Raw genomic sequence first — 21,517 nt, forward strand, 5'->3', positions numbered from 1 at the left:
AAGACAACAAGGTCGTTACCAACGGTTCAACTGTGACTGTAACCGATAAAGACGATGACAGTCCCAAAGCGATTACTTTCAGTAAAGTAAACCTTGGTGGTACTGAGATTGCTGGTGCAGAGATCAAGATCTTCAAAGGCGACAAGGCAGAAGGTCAAGCTGTAGAAAGCTGGACTTCAGAAGCTGGTAAGTCTAAAGAATTGAACTTGGCACCAGGCACTTACACCTTCCATGAGGAAGCAGCCCCAACTGGTTACCTCAAAGTGACCGATATCACTTTCCAAGTCAAACATGACGGCACAGTGGAAGTGACCAATGTTGGCGAAAAAGACTCTAAAGGTGAAGATAACAAGGTCGTTACCAACGGTTCAACTGTGACTGTAACCGATAAAGACGATGACAGTCCCAAAGCGATTACTTTCAGTAAAGTAAACCTTGGTGGTACTGAGATTGCTGGTGCAGAGATCAAGATCTTCAAAGGCGATAAGGCAGAAGGCCAAGCTGTAGAAAGCTGGACATCTGAAGCTAGTAAGTCTAAAGAATTGAACTTGGCACCAGGCACTTACACCTTCCATGAGGAAGCAGCTCCAACCGGTTACCTCAAAGTAACGGATATCACTTTCCAAGTCAAAACTGACGGTACAGTGGAAGTGACAAACGTTGGCGAAAAAGACTCTAAGGGTGAAGATAACCGTGTTGTAGCGAATGGTTCAACTGTTACAGTAACAGACAAAGACGACGATCTTCCACGTAAGATTACTTTCAGTAAGGTTAGCCTTGGTGGAGAAGAAATCGCAGGTGCTCAAATCAAGATCTACAAGGGCGAGAAAGCTGAAGGAGATGCAGTAGAAAACTGGACTTCAGAAGCTGGTAAGTCTAAAGACCTCAACTTGGCACCAGGCACTTACACCTTCCATGAGGAAGCAGCTCCAACAGGTTATCTCAAAGTGACCGATATCACTTTCCAAGTCAAACATGACGGCACAGTGGAAGTGACGAATGTTGGAGAAAAAGACTCTAAGGGTGAAGACAACAAAGTCGTTACAAATGGTTCAACTGTTACAGTAACAGACAAAGATGACGATCTTCCACGTAAGATTACCTTCAGTAAGGTCAGCCTTGGTGGAGAAGAAATCGCAGGTGCTCAAATTAAGATCTACAAGGGCGAGAAAGCTGAAGGAGATGCAGTAGAAAACTGGACTTCAGAAGCTGGTAAGTCTAAAGAATTGAACTTGGCACCAGGTACTTACACCTTCCATGAGGAAGCAGCTCCAACTGGTTACCTCAAAGTGACCGATATCACTTTCCAAGTCAAGCATGACGGCACAGTGGAAGTGACGAATGTTGGAGAGAAAGACTCTAAAGGTGAAGACAATAAGGCCGTAACCAACGGCTCAACTATGACTGTAACCGACAAAGACGATGACAGTCCTAAAGCTATTACTTTCAGTAAAGTTAACCTTGGTGGAACTGAAATCGCAGGTGCTCAGATTAAGATCTTCAAAGGCGATAAGGCAGAAGGCCAAGCCGTAGAAAGCTGGACTTCAGAAGCTGGTAAGTCTAAAGACCTCAACTTGGCACCGGGCACTTACACCTTCCATGAGGAAGCAGCTCCAACAGGTTACCTCAAAGTGACCGATATCACTTTCCAAGTCAAACATGACGGTACAGTGGAAGTGACAAACGTTGGTGAAAAAGACTCTAAGGGTGAAGACAACAAGGTCGTAACCGATGGTTCTAAAGTAACTGTAACCGATAAAGATGATGATCTTCCACGTAAGATTACCTTCAGTAAGGTTAGCCTTGGTGGAGAAGAAATCGCAGGAGCTCAGATCAAGATCTTCAAAGGCGATAAGGCAGAAGGCCAAGCTGTAGAAAGCTGGACATCAGAAGCTGGTAAGTCTAAAGATCTCAACTTGGCTCCAGGTACTTACACCTTCCATGAGGAAGCAGCTCCAACAGGTTACCTCAAGGTGACTGACATCACTTTCCAAGTCAAACATGACGGTACAGTGGAAGTGACAAACGTTGGTGAAAAAGACTCTAAGGGTGAAGACAACAAGGTCGTAACCGATGGTTCTAAAGTAACTGTAACCGATAAAGATGATGATCTTCCACGTAAGATTACCTTCAGCAAGGTTAGCCTTGGTGGAGAAGAAATCGCAGGTGCTCAAATTAAGATCTACAAGGGCGACAAGGCAGAAGGCCAAGCTGTAGAAAACTGGACTTCAGAAGTTGGTAAGTCTAAAGATCTCAACTTGGCACCAGGTACTTACACCTTCCATGAGGAAGCAGCGCCAACCGGCTACCTCAAAGTAACTGACATCACTTTCCAAGTCAAACATGACGGCACAGTGGAAGTGACCAATGTTGGAGAAAAAGACTCTAAGGGTGAAGACAACAAGGTCGTAACCGATGGTTCCAAAGTAACTGTAACCGATAAAGACGACGATCTTCCACGTAAGGTAACTTTCAGTAAGATCAACCAATACGGTACCGAAATTGGTAGTGCACAAATTCAAATTTTCCGAGGCAACGAGGCAACTGGTAATCCTGTAGCAGAATGGACTTCAGAAGTAAACAAATCACATGATTTAGAATTAGCTCCTGGAGTATATACTTTCCATGAAGCGACAGCCCCAGCTGGTTACCTAGCTGTTAAAGATATCACTTTCCAAGTGAACTTCGACGGAACGATAACAATTTTGAACGCTAATGGAAACACAGTAGAGTACAAGGATGGGAAGTTAGTAGTAACAGACCAAAGTATTCCAACAATTCCAAGTGTCCCAAATCAACCGAAAAAACCAAACAAACCAAACAAACCAAATAAACCTGATAAACCAGATAATAAAGATCCTAAAGATCCAGGCAATGGAAAACCAAAGGATCCGGATAAGAAAAATCCTAAAGATCCTGGTAAGACAAATCCAAAAGATTCAGAAAAACCACAAGAAAAAGATGAGACTAAGAAAACTTTACCATTAACAGGTACAGAGCTTAGCTTTACACTTCTTGCCCTTGGTTTAACTATGATTGTTGGATGGGGAGTTTATTACGGGACTCGTTTTAAAAACTAAAACAAGAAACAAGTGTCAATGAAAATTGACGCTTGTTTTTTTTATGTTTTGTACTTTTTATCAGAAATAAGTGACAGAACTGAACAGATAAAAATTGCTGATAACTGAAGAAAATTCTATGATTCTCCTAATTTTAGAAAAATCACTCATAAATATGAAAACGGCTTCATTTGTATTGAGATTATGCAACTTGTTTTATAAAATAAGGTGAAGAAAACTATAGAAATAGCTTGCTTCTGTAAAAATGGAAGCGGTTACTCGGTGGAGGACCTTATGGAAAAAGGATATTGGAATCGTAAAAGAGTCTATAGCATCCGGAAATTTACTGTTGGTGCATGCTCAGTGCTTATTGGGACTTGTGCAGTTTTGTTTGGCGCTAGTCTTTCTGCAGGAAACCCTGTTTATGCGGAAGAAGTGGCCGTTAACGCTAGTGCTGAAAGCGTCAAAGAAGAAGGAAAGATTGAGGAAGAGCACTCTGATAAGGCAGTTTCCACTAGTGAATCATCTGAGACTGCAGATGCTAGTCCAACTCTTTCAACACAGGAAACTTTTCCAGAGAAAACAGAAGAGAATTCACCTAGTCCTAAGGTAGAAAAAGAGTTTTCTGAATCAGTAAAGAGTGAAGCAAAAGAAACTAGCGAGTCCTCTGCCCAAGAAGGATCAGAAAAGGATAAGGTGAAATCTGTTACTGAGGAGGAAGTGAGTCAAATGATTGAGGATAGAAAGGTCAATTTTAATCAGAACTGGCACTTTAAATTAAACGCAAATGCTAAGGAAGCAGTAAAAGAAGAAGCTGACGTGACTTCATGGAAAAAATTAGACTTACCTCATGACTGGAGTATCCACTTTGACTTTGATCATGACTCTCCTGCACAAAATGAAGGTGGGCAGCTTAATGGTGGAGATGCTTGGTATCGCAAGCCCCTTAAATTAGATGAAAAAGATTTAGATAAAAATGTTCGCCTGACCTTTGATGGGGTCTATATGGATTCGCAAGTCTATGTGAATGGCCAGCTGGTCGGTCATTATCCAAATGGCTATAATCAATTTTCATACGATATTACAAACTATCTTCACAAAGATGGCCGGGAAAATATCATTGCTGTTCATGTGATTAACAAGCAACCAAGTAGTCGTTGGTATTCAGGAAGCGGAATCTACCGTGATGTTTCTCTTCTTATTAGAGATAAGGTTCATGTCCAAAAGAACGGAACAACTATCTTGACTCCTCAGTTAGAAAGTCAAAAAGATGGAAAGGTAGACACCCTTGTTAGCAGTAAGATTGCTAATACTGATGATAAAGATCATGAAATCACAGCTGAATATCAAATTGTGAGACGAGGTGGAGAAGCTGTAACAGAAGTGATTCGTACTGCCAGTCAAAAACTGAAAGCTCATGAGACTAGTACAATTCAGACAAAGCTACAAGTTGAAAGACCAGAACTGTGGACTGTGCTGAATGATAAGCCTGCCTTGTATGAGCTAGTAACACGGATTTATCGTGATGGTCAGCTTGTTGACGCTAAGAAAGACTTGTTTGGTTATCGCTATTATAACTGGACTCCTAATGAAGGTTTCTCTTTGAATGGTCAGAGAATCAAATTTCACGGGGTTTCCTTGCACCATGATCACGGAGCCCTAGGAGCAGAAGAAAACTATAAGGCTGAGTACCGTCGTCTCAAGCAAATGAAGGAAATGGGGGTTAATTCAATTCGTACGACCCATAATCCTGCTAGTGAACAGACTTTGCGGATTGCGGCAGAGTTAGGATTGCTAGTCCAAGAAGAGGCTTTTGATACTTGGTATGGAGGCAAGAAGCCGTACGATTACGGTCGTTTCTTTGAAAAAGACGCCACTCACCCAGAGGCCAAAAAGGGCGAAAAATGGTCTGATTATGACTTGCGGACAATGGTAGAAAGAGGTAAAAATAACCCTGCCATCGTCATGTGGTCTATCGGAAATGAAATCGGTGAGGCTAATGGAGATGCTCATTCTTTAGCGACTGTTAAACGTCTGGTCAAGGTTATTAAGTCAGTTGATAAAACCCGCTATGTCACGATGGGGGCAGATAAATTCCGCTTCGGTGATGGTAGTGGTGGCCACGAAAAAATCGCTGATGAGCTAGATGCAGTTGGTTTTAACTATTCAGAAGATAATTACAAAGCCTTGCGTGCCAAACATCCAAATTGGTTGATTTATGGTTCTGAAACGTCTTCTGCGACTCGTACACGTGGTAGCTATTTCCATCCAGAGCAAGAATGGGTTGGAAGCAATCAGTCTTGGCGAAACTATGAACAATCGGACTATGGAAATGACCGAGTTGGCTGGGGTAAAACGGCAACAGCTTCTTGGACTTTTGACCGAGATAATGCTGGTTACGCAGGACAATTTATCTGGACTGGAACAGATTATATCGGTGAACCAACTCCTTGGCACAACCAAAACAGCACTCCTGTAAAGAGCTCTTACTTTGGAATAGTGGATACAGCCGGTATTCCTAAAAACGACTATTACCTTTACCAAAGTCAGTGGGTTTCTGCTAAGAAAAAACCAATGGTTCACCTGCTTCCTCACTGGAATTGGGAAGATCAGGAATTAGCAGACAATGTTGCAGATGCTGAAAATAAAATACCAGTCCGTGCATACTCCAATGCTGCTAGTGTTGAATTATTCTTGAACAACCAATCTTTGGGACTCAAAAAATTTAATAAAAAAGAGACAAGTGATGGCCGTAGTTACCAAGAAGGGGCTAATCCTCAAGAACTCTACCTTGAGTGGAAAGTAGCATATCAGCCAGGGATTTTGGAAGCAGTAGCTCGTGATGATCAAGGTAAAGAAATCGCCCGAGATAAGATTGTAACAGCAGGTCAACCTGCAGGTGTACGCTTGGTCAAGGAAGAGCATGCTATTGCAGCAGATGGAAAAGACTTGACCTATATCTACTATGAAATCGTAGACCGTGATGGCAATGTCGTGCCAACTGCTAATAACCTCGTTCGCTTCCAGTTGCATGGGCAAGGTCAACTTGTCGGAGTAGATAATGGCGAGCAGGCTAGTCGTGAACGTTACAAGGAACAAGCAGACGGATCTTGGGTTCGCAAAGCCTTTAACGGGAAAGGGGTTGCCATCGTCAAATCAACAGACCAGGCTGGGAAATTCACCTTAACGGCTCATTCTGATTTATTAAAATCGGACCAGGTGACTATTTTCACTGGAAAGAATGATCAGAAAGACAAGACAGTTTTAGGTACGGAAGTGCCAAAAATCCGAACAGTTTTGGGACAAGCTCCAAACTTGCCAGCGACAGTTCCTTTTGTTTACAGTGACGGAAGTCGGACTGAACAGCCTGTGACTTGGTCACAAGCAGATGTTAGTCATTCAGGCATTGTAACTGTCAAAGGAGAGTCAGATGGCCGTCAGGTAGAAGCGCGAGTTGAAGTTCTAGCCGTTGAAAGAGAGTTACCAGTTATCAAACGAGTAGCACCAGGGACAGATTTGAGTGCTGTAGATAAGTCAGTTGCTCTTGCCTTAACTGATGGGAGTCTTGAACATTATGATGTGGATAAATGGGAAATTGCGCCAGAAGATAAGGAAAAACTTTCTGTCCCAGGTTCCCGCATTCAAATGACTGGGCAACTTGCAGGTACAAAGGTTTCAGCAACCTTACTGGTGACAGATAGTGAAGCAGAAGCACCTGTGAATCCAGCTGTAACTCTTGACGGTGATTCTGTAGCAGGACTAACTAGTCAGAAACCAGTTCATTACCATAGCCTGGCCTACGGATCTCAACTTCCTTTAGTAGCAGCTACTGCTGAAAATGCAGATGTCACAGTTGTTCAAGCTAGTGTTGCAAATGGGTTGCGGGCCAGCATTTATGTTCAACCTAAGGATGGCGGTGCCCTACAGACCTATGCTGTTCAGTTCCTGGAAGAAGCTCCTAAAATTGAACGTTTGAGCTTACAAGTTGAGCAAGCGAATCATTTAAAAGAGGATCAGACTGTTCAATTAACCGTTTTGGCCCATTATCAAGACGGTACTCAGGCGGTCTTACAGGCTGATAAGGTTGCTTTCTCTACAACAGGAGAGGGAGAGCTGGCTGTTCGTAAAGGAATGCTTGAATTACACAAGCCTGGAATTGTCACACTCAAAGCTGAATACGAGGGAGCAGAAGGACAAGTAAACTTGACGATTCAGGCTAATACAGAAAATAAAACGGTTCAATCCGTTCGTCCTGTTAGTGTGGTAACTGATTTGCATCAAGAACCAAATCTTCCAACCACTGTTACTGTTGAGTACGACAAAGGATTCCCTAAAGTTCATAAAGTTACTTGGCAAGCAGTGGCTAAGGAGGAACTTGATCGCTACCATACTTTTGAAGTAGTAGGAAAGGTCGAAGGTATTGATCAAAAAGCCATTGCTAAAGTTTCTGTTGAAGGGATCATTGCAGTCGAAGAAGTCAGTGTTACGACACCAATTGCAGAAGCTCCACACTTGCCAGAGAGTGTACGGACTTACCACTCAAATGGTCAGGTCTCGTCAGCAAAAGTTACTTGGGAGCCTATTGCACCTAGTCAATATCAAAAAGAAGGCGTCTTTACTGTGTCAGGACAGGTGGAAGGAAGTTCTTTACCAACCAAGCTTCATGTACGAGTATCTTCTCAAACAGAAAATGGGGCTAACATCTCTGATCAATGGACAGGTTCAGAATTGCCACTTGCTTTTGCTTCAGATTCTAACCCTAGCGATTTAGTATCTAATGTTAATGATAAAGTGATCTCTTATACGGATCAGCCAGCCAACCGTTGGACTAACTGGAACCGTCGTGAAGAAGATTCGGTAGGGGTTCTCTTTGGAGATTCTGGTATCTTGACTAAACGGTCAGTAGACAATCTAAATGTAGCCTTCCATGAAGATCACGGGGTTGGGGCACCTAAGTCTTATGTGATTGAATATTATGTTGGTAAAGCTACGCCAACAGCTCCAAAAAATCCTAGCTTTGTAGAAAGCGAAGAACATGTCTTTAATGATGATAGCAATTGGAAACCTGTGACCAATCTGAAAGCTCCAGATCAGCTAAAAGCAGGTGAAATGAATCACTTTAACTTTGATAAGGTAGATACCTATGCTGTTCGTATTCGTATGGTGAGAGCAGATGACAAACTTGGAACCTCTATCACAGAAGTTCAAATCTTCTCGAAACAAGTTGCTCCAGCTAAGCAAGCACAGACTAGAATACAGGTGGCGGGACAAGATTTGCCAAACTTTAATCCGGACTTGACGGACTACTATTTAGAAGCTAAGGATGGGAAGGCGGATGTAGTAACCGCAAGCGTCAGCAACAATGGTCTGGCAACTGTTGTACCAAGTGTCCACGAGGGAGATCCCGTTCGTGTTATCGTCAAGGCTGAAAATGGAGATATTCTAGGTGAGTATCGCATCCACTTTACAAATGATAAAGATCTGTTAGCACGTAAACCAATAGCGACAGTAAAACAAGCTCGCCTGCTCCAACTAGGTCAAAATTTAGAGTTGCCAAGCAAGGTCCCTGTTTACTTTACAGGGGAAAAAGACTATGAAGTGAAAGATTTGGCTGTCGAATGGGAACCTGTTCCAGCTGAAAGCTTATCAAAAGCTGGGCAGTTTACTGTTCATGGTCGTCTGGTTGGAAGCGACTTATCTGTCGAGCTAAGAGTCCGAGTGACTGATAAGTTAGGCGAATCTGTATCAGACAATCCTTACTATGATGAAAATAGCAATCAGGCTTTTGCATCTGAGACAAATGATGCTGATCCAGATTCTCATGATCGAGTGGATTATATCAACGACGGGGACCTTGATGAGAGCCGACGTTGGACAAATTGGTCTGCGACACCATCAGCTAATCCAGATGTTTCAGCAGGTGTTATCTTCAAAGAAAACGGTAAGATTGTCGAACGAACAATCAATCAAGCCAAACTGCACTTCTTTGCTGATAGCGGTACAGATGCTCCGTCTAAACTAGTCTTAGAGCGTTATGTTGGCCCAGACTTTGATGTTCCAACCTATTATTCAAACTATCGAGCTTATGAATCCAACCACTTGTTTAACAATCCTGATAACTGGGAGTCCGTTCCTTACAATATGAAGCAAGATATCCAGGCTGGTACAGAACTGACAGCAACCTTTAATGCTGTGAAATCCAAGGCTATGAGATGGAGAATGGATAGAAAAGCGAATAAGAATGGAGTTGCCTTGATTGAGATGACTTTCTTGGCACCAAGTGAGTTGCCTAAAGAAAGTACAAAATCAAAAATCTTGCTTAATGGCAAAGAACTTCCGGACTTCTCTGCGGAGCGCTTAGAATATCAAGTGTCCTATAGTGGTCAACGTCCTAAAGTGACAGTAGAAGAAAATGACCAAGTGGCTTCGACTGTTGTAGATAGTGGAGATAACCGTTTGCCAGTCTTGGTTCGACTTCTGTCTGAGAGTGGTAAGCAGGTTAAGGAATACCGTATTCAATTGACGGAAGAAAAAACTACTGCTGGTAAGGTAGCAGCTGCAGTTCAAGAAGAACTTCCACGTCTAGAAGTCGAAGAAAAAGCACTTCCTTATCAGACATTTGAAAAAGAAGACGCCAATCTCTACCTTGGGGAAACCCGTGTAGAAGAAGAGGGGCAAAATGGTAAGGAAAGAATCTTTACTGAAGTTGCTTCAGACGGTCAGCGAGCAGAAAAACTACGAGAAGTGGTTCAAGCTCCTATCAATCGTGTCCTGCTTGTCGGTACTAAGAAAGGAACAGCTCTTCCAGAAGATGATATCAAAGATTTGGTTCTCTATAGACCAGAGCTTCTGATAGAGGAAGAAGAGGTTGATTTCCAAGTGCAAGAGCGAAAGAATCATATGCTTCCAGCTGGTCAAACGCGTATCATCCAAGAAGGCCGTAAAGGTATTCGTGTGAACTTAGTCGAACTTGAAAATGGCAAGCGCACTCTTAAAGAAAGCTACAATAAATTAGAAGCACAAGATCAGATTCTAGAAGTGGGAACTGCCCTTTCAGAAGAGAAAACAAAGTCACAAGATACTTATAAAGCTAATTCACAAACTTCTGGGCAAGACAAAGATCAGATTATAGAAGAAAAAGTTCAAGTCACCAAAGCTGTGAAAGAAGATCATACAGAAGCTAAATCTGAAGAAGTGAAGCTTCAAGAAGCAAAAGTCAAATCAACCGAAAAAGGTTACTTACCGAATACAGGAAGTCAGTCCGATCAAGCAGCGATAACCACGGGCTTAGCTCTATTGGGCTTAGGCACGGGTCTCGCAGCAAGGAAACGTAGAAAAGAAGGCTGAGATTCAATGATAAGGTAAGAGGACAGTTAGTTGAACCAGACGAAGAGATCAGGGAGTAGTCCCTGATCTTTTTTGTACCATTAAGATCTTTCTAACAGGCTGATTCTAGCAAGATAAGCTTCATATTGTCTTCTTGTGTTGAAAGATGACAAAATTGTAAGCTTTAAAAGCCCAAATGAAAGGTTAAGTTATGGAAGCGAGTTTAAAAAAGCAGTATCCTTATAAGTGTAAAGGAAAGGGAAAGAAAGTTTCCCTTGATAAAAGCAAATGTTATAAAGGAGGCCTAATATGAAAACGAAACTTTTTAACCAAGACAAACGTCCTCTAAAAGCACAAAAGATTTCTAAAGAAGAAATCGAGAAGACTCGCTTAGGCTGTGCCTCTAGTCAATATTACTTCTGGTTGCAGTATAGTCATTAAGGAATATCCAGTTCCAACTTCTATAAAGAGAAAGTTTATCAAAACTTTCTCTTTATACGATTAAAAATCAAAGATGACAAAAATGTAAGATTAGAAGTAAGATTGTAAGGTTAGGTTATGGAAAGCCGAGTACAAATTCGGTAGAATAAGATTATCAAAAGAAAGAAGTGTTTAGAATGAAATTATTTAAGATCAGTCAAAAGAAAGACAGACCTTCCATTCGTCCAAGTCAAAAAGAAATTGAATGGACGAAATTCGGATGCCAAGCCAATCAGGCAGCTCAAGAAATGTACTTAGGATTTTAAAGGAGAAGTTATGAGTTTATTAGATGTACAACACGTAAAAAAGATTTACAAGACCCGTTTTCAGGGCAATCAAGTAGAAGCGCTCAAGGATATCCACTTCACAGTGGATGAGGGCGACTATGTGGCCATCATGGGAGAGTCTGGCTCAGGTAAGTCAACACTCCTCAATATCTTGGCCATGCTAGATAAGCCAACAGAAGGCCAAGTCTTTCTGAATGGGACTGATACAGCGACTATCAAAAATAGCCAAGCATCCAGCTTCCGCCGAGAAAAACTAGGCTTTGTCTTTCAGGATTTCAACTTGCTGGACACCTTGTCAGTCAAGGATAATATCCTCTTGCCTTTAGTGCTTTCTCGACGCCCCATCACAGAGATGATGCAAAAATTGGTCAGCACTTGTACTGAATTAGGAATTAATCAGCTACAAGAAAAGTATCCATACGAGATTTCCGGTGGTCAGAAGCAGCGGGTTGCAGTGGCGCGTGCTATCATCACTGAGCCAGAGATTTTATTAGCGGATGAGCCAACAGGAGCACTGGATTCCAAGTCATCGGCTGCACTATTAGATGTTTTTGACGATATTAACGATCGGGGTCAGACTATTTTGATGGTGACCCACTCGACATCAGCAGCCAGCAGAGCCAAGCGGGTACTCTTTATCAAGGATGGCATTCTCTACAATCAAATTTTCCGAGGAGATAAGACGGAACGTCAGATGTTCCAGGAGATTTCTGATACTTTGACTGTCATGGCAAGTGAGGTGGGTGCTCATGATTAGATTAACCGGTAAGCTTGCGCTTTCCAATCTGGTGAAAAATCGTAAGCTCTATTATCCCTTTGCCCTCGCGACCTGTCTGGCAGTAGCTATTTCCTACATCTTTTTCTCTCTGACCTTTAATCCCCATTTGGCAGAAATGGCTGGAGCGAGTGCCGTTTCCATGGTCTTGGCTCTAGGATTAATTATTGTTAGTATTACCACATCTATTATTGTTTTTTATGCCAATAGTTTTGTCATTAAAAATCGGTCCAAAGAATTAGGGCTCTATAGTATGCTGGGGCTGAATAGATTTCATCTCTTTATCATGATGATCATAGAGTTGATAGTATTTGGGCTGGTGACACTCATAATTGGTCTGGGGCTAGGACTTTTATTTGACCAGTTGATTTACGCTTTATTGCTGAAAATCATGGATCTGAAAGTTGTTTTGACTTCAACTTTTCAGCCTCTGGTACTATTCCTAGTCACTTTCTTCTATGGCTTTGTATTTTTCTTCTTGATGATTAAAAATGGCTTGTATTTGAGAAAATTAGATGCCCTCCAGCTCGTCAAGGAAAAAAATAGTGGTGAAAAGAAAAGTCGCTTCCTAGGACTGCAAACCATTTTAGGTTTAGCCTCTCTTATTTATGGTTATTACTTAGCATCAGGAGTAACCAATCCAATAGCAGCAATCCTTGTTTTCTTTGTTGCAGTTCTCTTCGTCATTTTAGGAACGTATCTTCTCTTCAATGCTGGAATCACGAAATTTTTACATTTCTTACAAAAGAGAAAAACTTACTACTATCAGCCCAATAATATGATTTCGGTGTCCAACCTAATCTTCCGAATGAAAAAAAATGCTGTTGGTCTGGCAACAATTACAATCTTGTCAACCATGGTTCTGGTGACCTTGTCTGGCGGTGCTAATATCTATGCTGGTGGAGAATATATGCAAAATGCCATGTTCCCTCATGATATCAGCCTACAAGGAAAGGGTGTGAATGGTCAGCAAATAGATCAAGTCTTGACAGAGTTTGCTCAAGAGCAGAACTTACCCGTGACTAAAAAAGCTGTCTATCAGTACTATACTATGGGAGTCAAAAGTCTAAATGGCAATCAGCTGGACTTATACCCAAGTACTCAAAAAGCAGTAGCGCCCAATATCTATATCTTGGCTGTCTCTGAAGCGGTTTATCAAGACATGACTGGAAAGTCACTTAATCTTGAAGAAAATGAAGTGGCAGTATTCCAACAAGGTTTGAAACTGCAAGATCAAGAAACACTGACAATCGCTGACCAAACTTTGAAAATCAAGAAAGTATTAAAAGAAGACTTTATTTTTGGTCATTTACCAGATCAGATGAATATGATTGTTCCTGGGAAAATCTATATGGTGGTTAAAGATTCAAGTAAGACCTTCGCTAGCATGATGGAAAAATATGCTGTCAATAGCAACTATTACGGAGGTCTGAATCTGGATCTGCCAAAAGACCAGCAAAGTAAATTGAGAGATGCCTATCAAGAAAAGCTCAGTGCCTATAATACAACTCTGCCTGAAAATCATGCAGTCTATGGATCAATATCGACTTCTGATAAGCAAGAAATCAAGGGGATGCTGGGAGGTATGTTCTTTATCGGAATCTTCTTATCCGTCGTCTTTATGCTTGGAACTGTACTCATCATCTATTACAAGCAGATATCTGAAGGTTATGAAGATCGAGATCGCTTTGTGATCCTGCAAAAGGTCGGTTTAGATGAAAAACAAATCAAGCAAACCATTCGTAGACAGATCTTGATAGTTTTCTTCCTACCTTTGGCCTTTGCCTTTATCCATCTAGCCTTTGCTTACCATATGCTAAGCCTCATCTTATCAGCTCTTGGAGTACTCAATGCTAGCTTAATGTTGGCAGTAACCTTGGGAGTCTGTGCAATCTTCTTTATCAGCTATATTATTGTCTTTGCGATTACATCACGTAGCTATCGCAAAATCATTTCAATGTAAGAAGTTGGGAATTTCCCAACTTCTATTTTTATGGATGGAAGCAAAGTCAAAAGTGATGTTGCTATTTCTAAATACGGAAACTTGTGATATAATGAACCGTCTATATTTTGGAGGAGATGGTGATGGATATTTTTCGTAAAAAAGATGTCAGCAAGTCTAGGACTGGGATGAAAAGACATCTAAAGATTCACGATTTGATTTTATTAGGAATTGGAGCTATGGTGGGAACAGGGATTTTCACTATCACAGGGATTGGAGCAGCCAATTATGCTGGTCCGTCCTTGATTATTTCGATTATCATTTCAGCGCTTTGTGTGAGCATGTCAGCTCTTTTTTACGCTGAATTTGCTTCTCGCATTCCGGCCAATGGTGGGGCTTATAGCTATATCTATGCTGTCTTTGGTGAGTTTCCGGCATGGATTGCTGGCTGGCTGACTATTATGGAATTTATGACTGCTATCTCAGGTGTTGCTTCTGGCTGGGGATCCTATTTAAAGGGGCTATTGAGTGGCTTTGGCATCCAGCTCCCTACTGCCTTAAATGGCACCTTTAATCCTAAAGAGGGGACTTATGTAGATCTCTTGCCTATCTTGGTTTTACTTTTTGTCACCGCAGTTGTCTTGTTAAATTCTAAAGCTGCTCTGCGCTTTAACTCAGCCTTGGTAGTTCTGAAATTTTCAGCTTTAGCACTTTTTGTTATTGCGGGTCTTTTCTTTATCAAGCCAGAAAATTGGTCTAACTTTGCTCCTTTTGGTTTTGGTGAGATTTATGGCGGGAAGGTCGGTATTATGGCTGGGGCTTCGCTCATGTTCTTTGCCTTTCTAGGCTTTGAGTCCATTTCTATGGCGGTCGACGAAATCAAGGAACCTCAAAAGAATGTTCCGCGTGGGATTGTCCTGTCCTTAACCGTTGTGACCATTCTTTATATTTTGGTGACCTTGGTCCTGACAGGGATTGTTCACTATACTAAGCTTAATGTTTCAGATGCGGTAGCCTTTGCTCTTCGCAGTGTTGGCCTTGGCTTGGCGGCAAATTACGTTTCAGTTGTGGCGATTCTGACCTTGATTACCGTTTGCATTTCCATGACCTTTGCCCTGTCTCGAATGATCTACAGTATTGCGCGTGATGGTCTCTTACCTCGATCATTTAGACAATTGACAGAGACCAGTCGGGTACCAAAGAATGCAACGATTCTGGTAGGGATTGCTTCAGCCATCTGTGCGGGTATCTTCCCCTTGGCTAGTATCGCATCTTTCCTTAATATCTGTACCTTGGCCTATCTGATTTTATTAGCTGTGGCAGTCTTGAAATTGCGGAAAGACAAAGGAATGCCCAAAGCTGGAGAATTCAAAACGCCTTTAGTCCCTCTGACGCCAATCTTGTCCATTGTTATCTGTCTATCCTTTATGACCCAGTATACTAAGGAAACCTGGCAAGCTTTCGGTATTGCTTTACTGGTGGGAAGTTTGATTTATTTTGGATATGGCTACAAGCATTCTGAGATTTATGCAGATCATTAATTTTTATCGCGAAAATATTAGACAGAGCTGTTTGTAGCTCTGTCTTTTTTAAGAAAAAAATCAGATTGATATGAGAAAGCAAAAGTTTTCCAAATAGAATCTTTCGTCTAAAGAAAATCGGAAGAAGAACGGTCACCTGAAGACAGCAGGGAAGGCTACTTTTCTGATATAATAAAATGTAAAACGAGGTGACAAATGATTCGTAAAGTAAAACTAAGTGACGCCGCAGCCATTCAGCGAATTAATGCTGAGAGTCTAGGATATGATTTTGATAGGGAAGCGACGGAAGCGCAACTAAAGAGGCTTCTAGAGAATGACCAGCATTTGATTTTGGTAGCTGAAGAAGGCGGTCAGGTCATAGGCTACGCTCATGCGGCTAGCTACGACTGTCTCTATTTCCCGTCCTTGCTCAATCTCTTGGCTTTGGCCGTCGCTCAGGATTTTCAAGGGCAGGGACATGGCAGAGCGCTAATGCAAGCATTGCGTGACGAGGGAAAAGCGGCAGGTTACACAGGAATTCGGATTAATTCAGGCATTGCCCGCACATCAGCCCATAAATTTTATCGTAGTCTTGGCTGCAGCGAAAAAGCAGACCAAAAACGATTTTATTGGGGATTTTAGAGAAACTAAGGAGACGGTCATGAGAAAAAAGAAGTTAGTATATGTTTTATTGAGTATTCTTTTGTTGGGAGCTTTAGGTCTACTCTCCTTATGGGTTATTGGAATAAATACTAAAGTTTATATCAATAGACAAGAAACAAAATTCAAAAGCATTCAGCTTTTCGATAATAATAAGTTTGTATTGGTTGCTGTAGGTGAGAAAGATAATTATGGTCATATTTACTATGGACAAAATTATGTTTCAACTATTGCTGTTCATTCTTGGCGAATTGGAGAAGTTAAAAACTCTCCACCAATTGGGAAAGAAGAATACTATAAGATAATCAGCTACGATTTAAATAGCCCTAATCTATCAAAGAAAGAACTAGACCTGTATGAATTACCTAGAATTCAGACACAAAAATTTAGACTCAATGAAGTCTTAAGCAGTTATTATGGTAATGGGAAAGACTATATGGCACGAGACAATCTTTACCAATATGTTAATGGAGAATATTTTGAGCAAAGTTTTTTACTGGATATTGATAATGAGGAGCTCTTTTTCAAAGATGTTGCTCAAAGAAGAAATGAGATGGATACAAATAGCTCTTATAATCAAAATATTAGTTTCGGACCTGGAAATCTTTTTGATAGCTTTCGATTTAAGTTGGAGGAGCTACATTTAAGTGAAAGTGATGGGAAACTTAGGCCAGATCCTGATTATCGCAATAAAATTGATATTTCCAATACCAACTTTGCTCAACTATATCCAGAAGTAGCTAAGAATATGAAAGATATAGATCGACTTTATTTCCGACCTGAACAGTATAACCAAAAAGAATGGTTTGATAACCTCTTGCATTGGTTTGCGCTTAAGGGGCAGGATGTAATGGAAGTGTATGCGACGGATTCTGCAACAGGTGAGAAAACACAAATCAAGTCATTTGATGACTATTTAGCATGGCGAGAAGCCCACCCTGAGGAGGTGAAAAAACATGAGTAATAAAATTAAACCGCTAACTCAGAAGCATGCTTTGGAAATTGCTAAGGACTGGCATTATGAGGCGCCCTATGATTTTTATGATATGAAAAATGACCTGGAGGATTATGAAGAAATAATCTCCCCAGAGGCGCGTGGGGACCGTTATTATCAAGTCATGCGAGAGGGGAAGCTATATGGATTTTTCTGCTTGGAGCAGAAAGGAGAGCGAAATTTGGAGCTTGGTTTGGGCATGAAGCCGGAGCATTGTGGAAAGGGTCAGAGCGCTACATTTCTGCAGGAAATTCTGGACTTTATCATGGCAAATTTTGCGCCCCAAGTCATAAGTCTATCAGTGGCTGACTTCAATCACCGAGCCCAGCAACTTTATCTCAACATGGGCTTTGAAGTGGTGAGGCGCATTCCGCAGGAAAGCAATGGCGATATCCATCTCTTTGTGGAGATGGAGAAAAACGCTGATTTTTAGATCATCTTTCAGAAGGAAGATAAGATTAAATTGAACTTTCTGATTATAAAGATGTTTTAAACCGTGGTGATTAAATATGAGAAAAATAATTTTTATTGGACAGAGCGGTGATGAGGCTGTCTACTATAATACACGAACGAGAGAGGCCTTAGTGGCGAGTAAAAGTGCCCTCTTAAATACAGAAGGCGCAAGGAAGTCCAATAGGGCCATTATTCCTTTGATGTTGGTTTTTGCGTTATTTGGTGGAGGTGTTGGACTTGCTATTTTTCCCTTTATTTCTCCATTTAGATTAAACGAGAGGATGATTCCAATCATTTTACTAGCCATATTTTTAGTTTTTGTTGGAAGTATTTATATGTTGGAAAAAGCATTGTATAAAAATGTTCGTTCCACAGTTTTGGCAAACGAAGAACAATTTAAAGCTGCAGTGAATGGAAATTTATTTTGGGAAGGATTTTCCGATAAGAAAGCAACATTAGGTAAAATTTTCTTTTTCTTGTTTGTTATCTTGGTTCTTCTATTTTGTTTAGGAATTGTAAGTTTATTTGGAATACCAGGAATGCTTATTCCTTATTATAACCATGAGTGGTTTGATCTTTCATTATTATTTTCACCAGTGGCAGGGGTACTTCCAGCAGTGGTCGTAATTGCTCTATTCCAAAACAACCCTATCCGCTGGTTCTTAGCTGTGCGGAAGTATGAGCAGGGGAAAGTGATATTTGAGGAAGAGAAGTGAGAGGAGGATAGGATGAAAGATAGATACTTATTTTTCTGCTTCTTCCGGACCTAATGGTATTAGGAGATACAATACAATGATTTGATCACAGAAGGAGCAAACTAATATGAAAAAAACTATCCTAAGTCTCTTCGTCCTCCTTGTAGCAGGTCTCTGTATCTTTGGTTTTCTGAGATATCGAGACTATGACTCTCTAAAAAACCCAATTGATGAAATCTATTATGCGAGTGTTCATTATAAAAATATTCTGGGCTTACCAGATATGAGTAAGATTATAGAAAGTAATACGGCTTATGTAGGTGAGCCAGCCTGGATATACTATCGTCGTGCCAAACCTAGGTTGGCAGATGATGAAGATTTGCAGCTATATATCAATTCCGATGGTCTGCTTGCTGTTCTGTATAGTAAAAAGTTATCAGGAGATACTTATCTCAATATTGACTATGTATATGAGGACAGTCTCGTTAAACAAAATGTTTCCATTGCTTTCTCCAAAGTTTCAGATTTTACTGTTCAAGCATTAATTGATCAGTCTAAAAAAATGGGATATGATGAAACTGCTAGTGAAATATATCGCTTTAATGGAATGGAAGAGCCACCGCCTAAGAGTCTAGTGTCAAAAGAGGAGATATTGGACTATCTGAAGGATTACGATATTGGTCAGGCTTGGTTGGCAGAAAAATCTGATCAAATTCTCTACACCTATTTTCTAGATATTTGGTTTAAAGAGGGAAGTCAGCGCTATTCAAAAGAAAATATGGGCGATTTGAAAGTGAAATACTCGGATACCATAGGAAAACAGTGAGTATGCCATATAGAATTTAATAAGTTTTTTTCATTAAAAAAGTTATACACCTTTTCGATTCAAAGGTGAATTATCATAAGACAGTGTAGCTCTTAGAGGATATTAATACGAAATTGAAATAGATCGACTATCGCTATATTTCCGTTAGAATCTGTATGGTATTTTTCCCTTGTTTGAATTGGTTCACAATCAAAATGATTTACTGATTGACTGAGTGGTAATTTTTGGGGGAACGCGAATGCGTAAGAGATTTTGATCTGATAGTTTTCTCTCTTAAGACTGGTATAATATCTGTAGAGATATTGAAACACTTTCTACTCCCTATTTAGTTAATATAATTGGGAATTTCTTATCAACATCTATGATGAGATCAGACATGATAAAATTGAACTTTCTGATTATAAAAATGTTTTAAACCATGGTGATTGAATATGAGAAAAATGATTTGTTAAGCAGAAGAGGTACACTAGATGACAAAAAATCTGAATAAGATATGTAAATTTATTATTTGTTTAATATCTATATTGTTTATTTCAGCTTGTTCTTCAAAAGAGAAAAATGAGAAATCAAGTAATATAAAGGAATCTTATCAATATACAATTTATAATGCTAATGCAGATATTCAAAATTTTGAATTTATCCATAATAAAAACGGCATCGTTGTTGAATGGAAATTTGATGAAAAAGAACGTAAAGAATCAATTGCGTCTCCGGATTCATCAGATTGGGTTAGGGTAAATTCAAATTATTTGGTTAGGCACAGGGAGCGAGTGAGAGGGGTTGTTCCGTCTATAAAAATGAAGTCAGATGAATACGCCTATCTAGATATCTTTGATTTAACCAATAAAAAAGCTACTAAAAAAGAAGTTGACGTTTGGAAATTGATGGTCAACTATTTGAAAAATGACAATATTGAGCTACATGGGACCTTACCAACCCTTAGAAGAATAGGTGACAACGATTATGTTGTACTTTCAATAACCGAACAGAAAAAATATCGTTATTTTTTACTAAATCTAAAAACTCTTAAAATAGATGCAGAAAAAACAGAGCAAGAGTTGAATGAGAAAAATAAAATAGATCTCATGTTAGATACGAAAGAGGCTCTTAGAGCAGGTGTGGAACCTTTTGATAATGGATTTTGGAAATCAGAAGATTATAAGGGGGATATCAATTTAAGAAATTCTAACTCATCAGCCTTCAAGCTATTTTCTAAAAAGAACAGCTTTGCTTATAAGGTAATTCAATCAGAGAATGGGGCCATTACAAATGGTAAGGAGCTCATTGAACTCGAAACGGAATTTTTGAAAACAGGAGTATCTGTTTATGATGGATTATACTTGCCGGGTAAGTGGAGCACTGAAGGGCAGGACACAAAAATCATGAGCTATGAAGATATTCAGAAATATTATAATGGCAAATTAGAGTTAGAATAATGAGCACAATCTTGGGCAAAATTTCATATCTCAACCAGAGAACCAAATTGCCAAGAGCAATCATCGTCTAATATAATTACTAATGCTAAGTAGTAAATTTGTAAGTAAATATCAATAAAACAAAGGAGAAAACCATGACATTTGAAGAGATTTTACCTGGCCTTAAGGCCAAGAAAAAATATGTGCGTACAGGCTGGGGCGGGGCAGAAAACTACGTCCAGCTTTTTGACACGATTGAGCAGAATGGGGTGGCTCTTGAAGTGACACCTTATTTCCTCATCAATGTTTCAGGTGAGGGGGAGGGTTTCTCCATGTGGAGTCCGACTCCTTGTGATGTCCTTGCGACAGATTGGGTGGAAGTAGATGACTAAGACAGTACTAGTGACGGGGGCTAGCTCTGGTATTGGTAGAGCTCAAGCCCAGAGCTTTTTGGAAAATGGTTACCGAGTTTACGGGGTGGACAAGGATGAAAATCCTGGCTTTCTAAATGAGCTTCGTTTTGTCAAGTTGGATTTGACAGGTGATTTGACACCACTCTTTACCAGCTTGCCTGAGGTAGACATTCTCTGCAATACAGCAGGAATCTTGGACGATTACCGTCCCCTAAACGAGACCAGCGATGAGGACTGGGATCAGATTTTTGCGCTTAATCTGACCGCTACCATGAAAATTACCCGCTTTTACCTACAGAAAATGCTGGAGAAAAAGTCTGGTATCATCATTAATATGTGTTCGATTGCTAGCTTTCTGGCTGGCGGTGGCGGTGTTGCCTATACAGCCTCTAAGCATGCTCTGGCTGGTCTGACCAAGCAGATAGCATTGGACTATGCGGATAAAAATATCCAAGTCTTTGGCTTGGCGCCTGGCGCTGTCAAGACAGCTATGACTGCCGCAGATTTTGAGCCAGGCGGACTAGCTGACTGGGTTGCTGAGGAAACGCCAATCAAGCGCTGGCTGGATCCTCAGGAAGTAGCTGATGTCAGCCTCTTTCTAGCCAGTGGTAAGGCAGCTGCTATGCAGGGCGAGATTATCAAAATCGACGGTGGCTGGAGTTTGAAGTAAGT

General features: G+C 40.6%; 15 protein-coding genes. All 15 read left to right on the forward strand.

Annotated elements, in window-relative coordinates; all coding sequences use genetic code 11:
- On the forward strand, window positions 1-3,080 hold a 3,080-nt coding region (locus tag HMPREF0847_RS01035), incomplete at its 5' end, for a SpaA isopeptide-forming pilin-related protein (RefSeq protein WP_020992592.1).
- Between the two features lie 273 nt (window positions 3,081-3,353).
- Complete coding sequence (bgaA, locus tag HMPREF0847_RS01040; protein WP_008809423.1) at window positions 3,354-10,406, forward strand: LPXTG-anchored adhesin/beta-galactosidase BgaA; 7,053 nt, start codon at window positions 3,354-3,356, stop codon at window positions 10,404-10,406.
- A gap of 288 nt (window positions 10,407-10,694) precedes the next feature.
- Window positions 10,695-10,826: a hypothetical protein gene (locus HMPREF0847_RS11505; protein ID WP_008809422.1), complete on the forward strand. Its 132-nt coding sequence runs from the start codon at window positions 10,695-10,697 to the stop codon at window positions 10,824-10,826.
- A gap of 176 nt (window positions 10,827-11,002) precedes the next feature.
- Window positions 11,003-11,131 (forward strand): hypothetical protein, encoded by a 129-nt coding sequence (locus tag HMPREF0847_RS11510; RefSeq protein ID WP_012130575.1) that lies wholly within the window; start codon window positions 11,003-11,005, stop codon window positions 11,129-11,131.
- 10 nt (window positions 11,132-11,141) lie between these two features.
- Window positions 11,142-11,909 (forward strand): ABC transporter ATP-binding protein, encoded by a 768-nt coding sequence (locus HMPREF0847_RS01045; RefSeq protein ID WP_020992593.1) that lies wholly within the window; start codon window positions 11,142-11,144, stop codon window positions 11,907-11,909.
- A complete protein-coding gene (locus HMPREF0847_RS01050; protein ID WP_008809420.1) occupies window positions 11,902-13,890 on the forward strand; it encodes an ABC transporter permease in 1,989 nt (662 codons plus the stop codon). The genes HMPREF0847_RS01045 and HMPREF0847_RS01050 overlap by 8 nt, the downstream gene beginning before the upstream one ends.
- Before the next feature lie 122 nt (window positions 13,891-14,012).
- The gene (locus HMPREF0847_RS01055; RefSeq protein WP_008809419.1) at window positions 14,013-15,410 is read left to right on the forward strand and encodes an amino acid permease; all 1,398 of its coding nucleotides are present in this window, start codon (window positions 14,013-14,015) and stop codon (window positions 15,408-15,410) included.
- Between the two features lie 195 nt (window positions 15,411-15,605).
- Complete coding sequence (locus tag HMPREF0847_RS01060) at window positions 15,606-16,031, forward strand: GNAT family N-acetyltransferase (protein WP_008809418.1); 426 nt, start codon at window positions 15,606-15,608, stop codon at window positions 16,029-16,031.
- Between the two features lie 19 nt (window positions 16,032-16,050).
- On the forward strand, window positions 16,051-17,013 hold the full coding sequence (locus tag HMPREF0847_RS01065) for a hypothetical protein (RefSeq protein WP_008809417.1): 963 nt from the start codon (window positions 16,051-16,053) through the stop codon (window positions 17,011-17,013).
- Window positions 17,006-17,476 carry a GNAT family N-acetyltransferase gene (locus HMPREF0847_RS01070; RefSeq protein ID WP_008809416.1) on the forward strand — a complete coding sequence of 157 codons (471 nt, stop codon included), beginning with the start codon at window positions 17,006-17,008 and terminating at the stop codon, window positions 17,474-17,476. Before HMPREF0847_RS01065 ends, HMPREF0847_RS01070 begins: the two co-directional genes overlap by 8 nt.
- Before the next feature lie 76 nt (window positions 17,477-17,552).
- Window positions 17,553-18,212, forward strand: a complete 660-nt coding sequence (locus tag HMPREF0847_RS01075) for a hypothetical protein (protein ID WP_008809415.1) — start codon at window positions 17,553-17,555, stop codon at window positions 18,210-18,212.
- A gap of 106 nt (window positions 18,213-18,318) precedes the next feature.
- Window positions 18,319-19,017 (forward strand): TipC family immunity protein, encoded by a 699-nt coding sequence (locus HMPREF0847_RS01080; RefSeq protein WP_008809414.1) that lies wholly within the window; start codon window positions 18,319-18,321, stop codon window positions 19,015-19,017.
- A 470-nt stretch (window positions 19,018-19,487) separates the two neighbouring features.
- The gene (locus HMPREF0847_RS01085) at window positions 19,488-20,453 is read left to right on the forward strand and encodes a hypothetical protein (RefSeq protein WP_008809413.1); all 966 of its coding nucleotides are present in this window, start codon (window positions 19,488-19,490) and stop codon (window positions 20,451-20,453) included.
- Between the two features lie 134 nt (window positions 20,454-20,587).
- Complete coding sequence (locus HMPREF0847_RS01090; protein WP_002899859.1) at window positions 20,588-20,824, forward strand: DUF2829 domain-containing protein; 237 nt, start codon at window positions 20,588-20,590, stop codon at window positions 20,822-20,824.
- Complete coding sequence (locus HMPREF0847_RS01095; RefSeq protein ID WP_008809412.1) at window positions 20,817-21,515, forward strand: 3-oxoacyl-ACP reductase; 699 nt, start codon at window positions 20,817-20,819, stop codon at window positions 21,513-21,515. Before HMPREF0847_RS01090 ends, HMPREF0847_RS01095 begins: the two co-directional genes overlap by 8 nt.
- Window positions 21,516-21,517 lie beyond the last annotated feature (2 nt).

Source organism: Streptococcus sp. 2_1_36FAA (assembly GCF_000161955.2).
Classification (GTDB): Bacteria; Bacillota; Bacilli; order Lactobacillales; family Streptococcaceae; genus Streptococcus; species Streptococcus gordonii.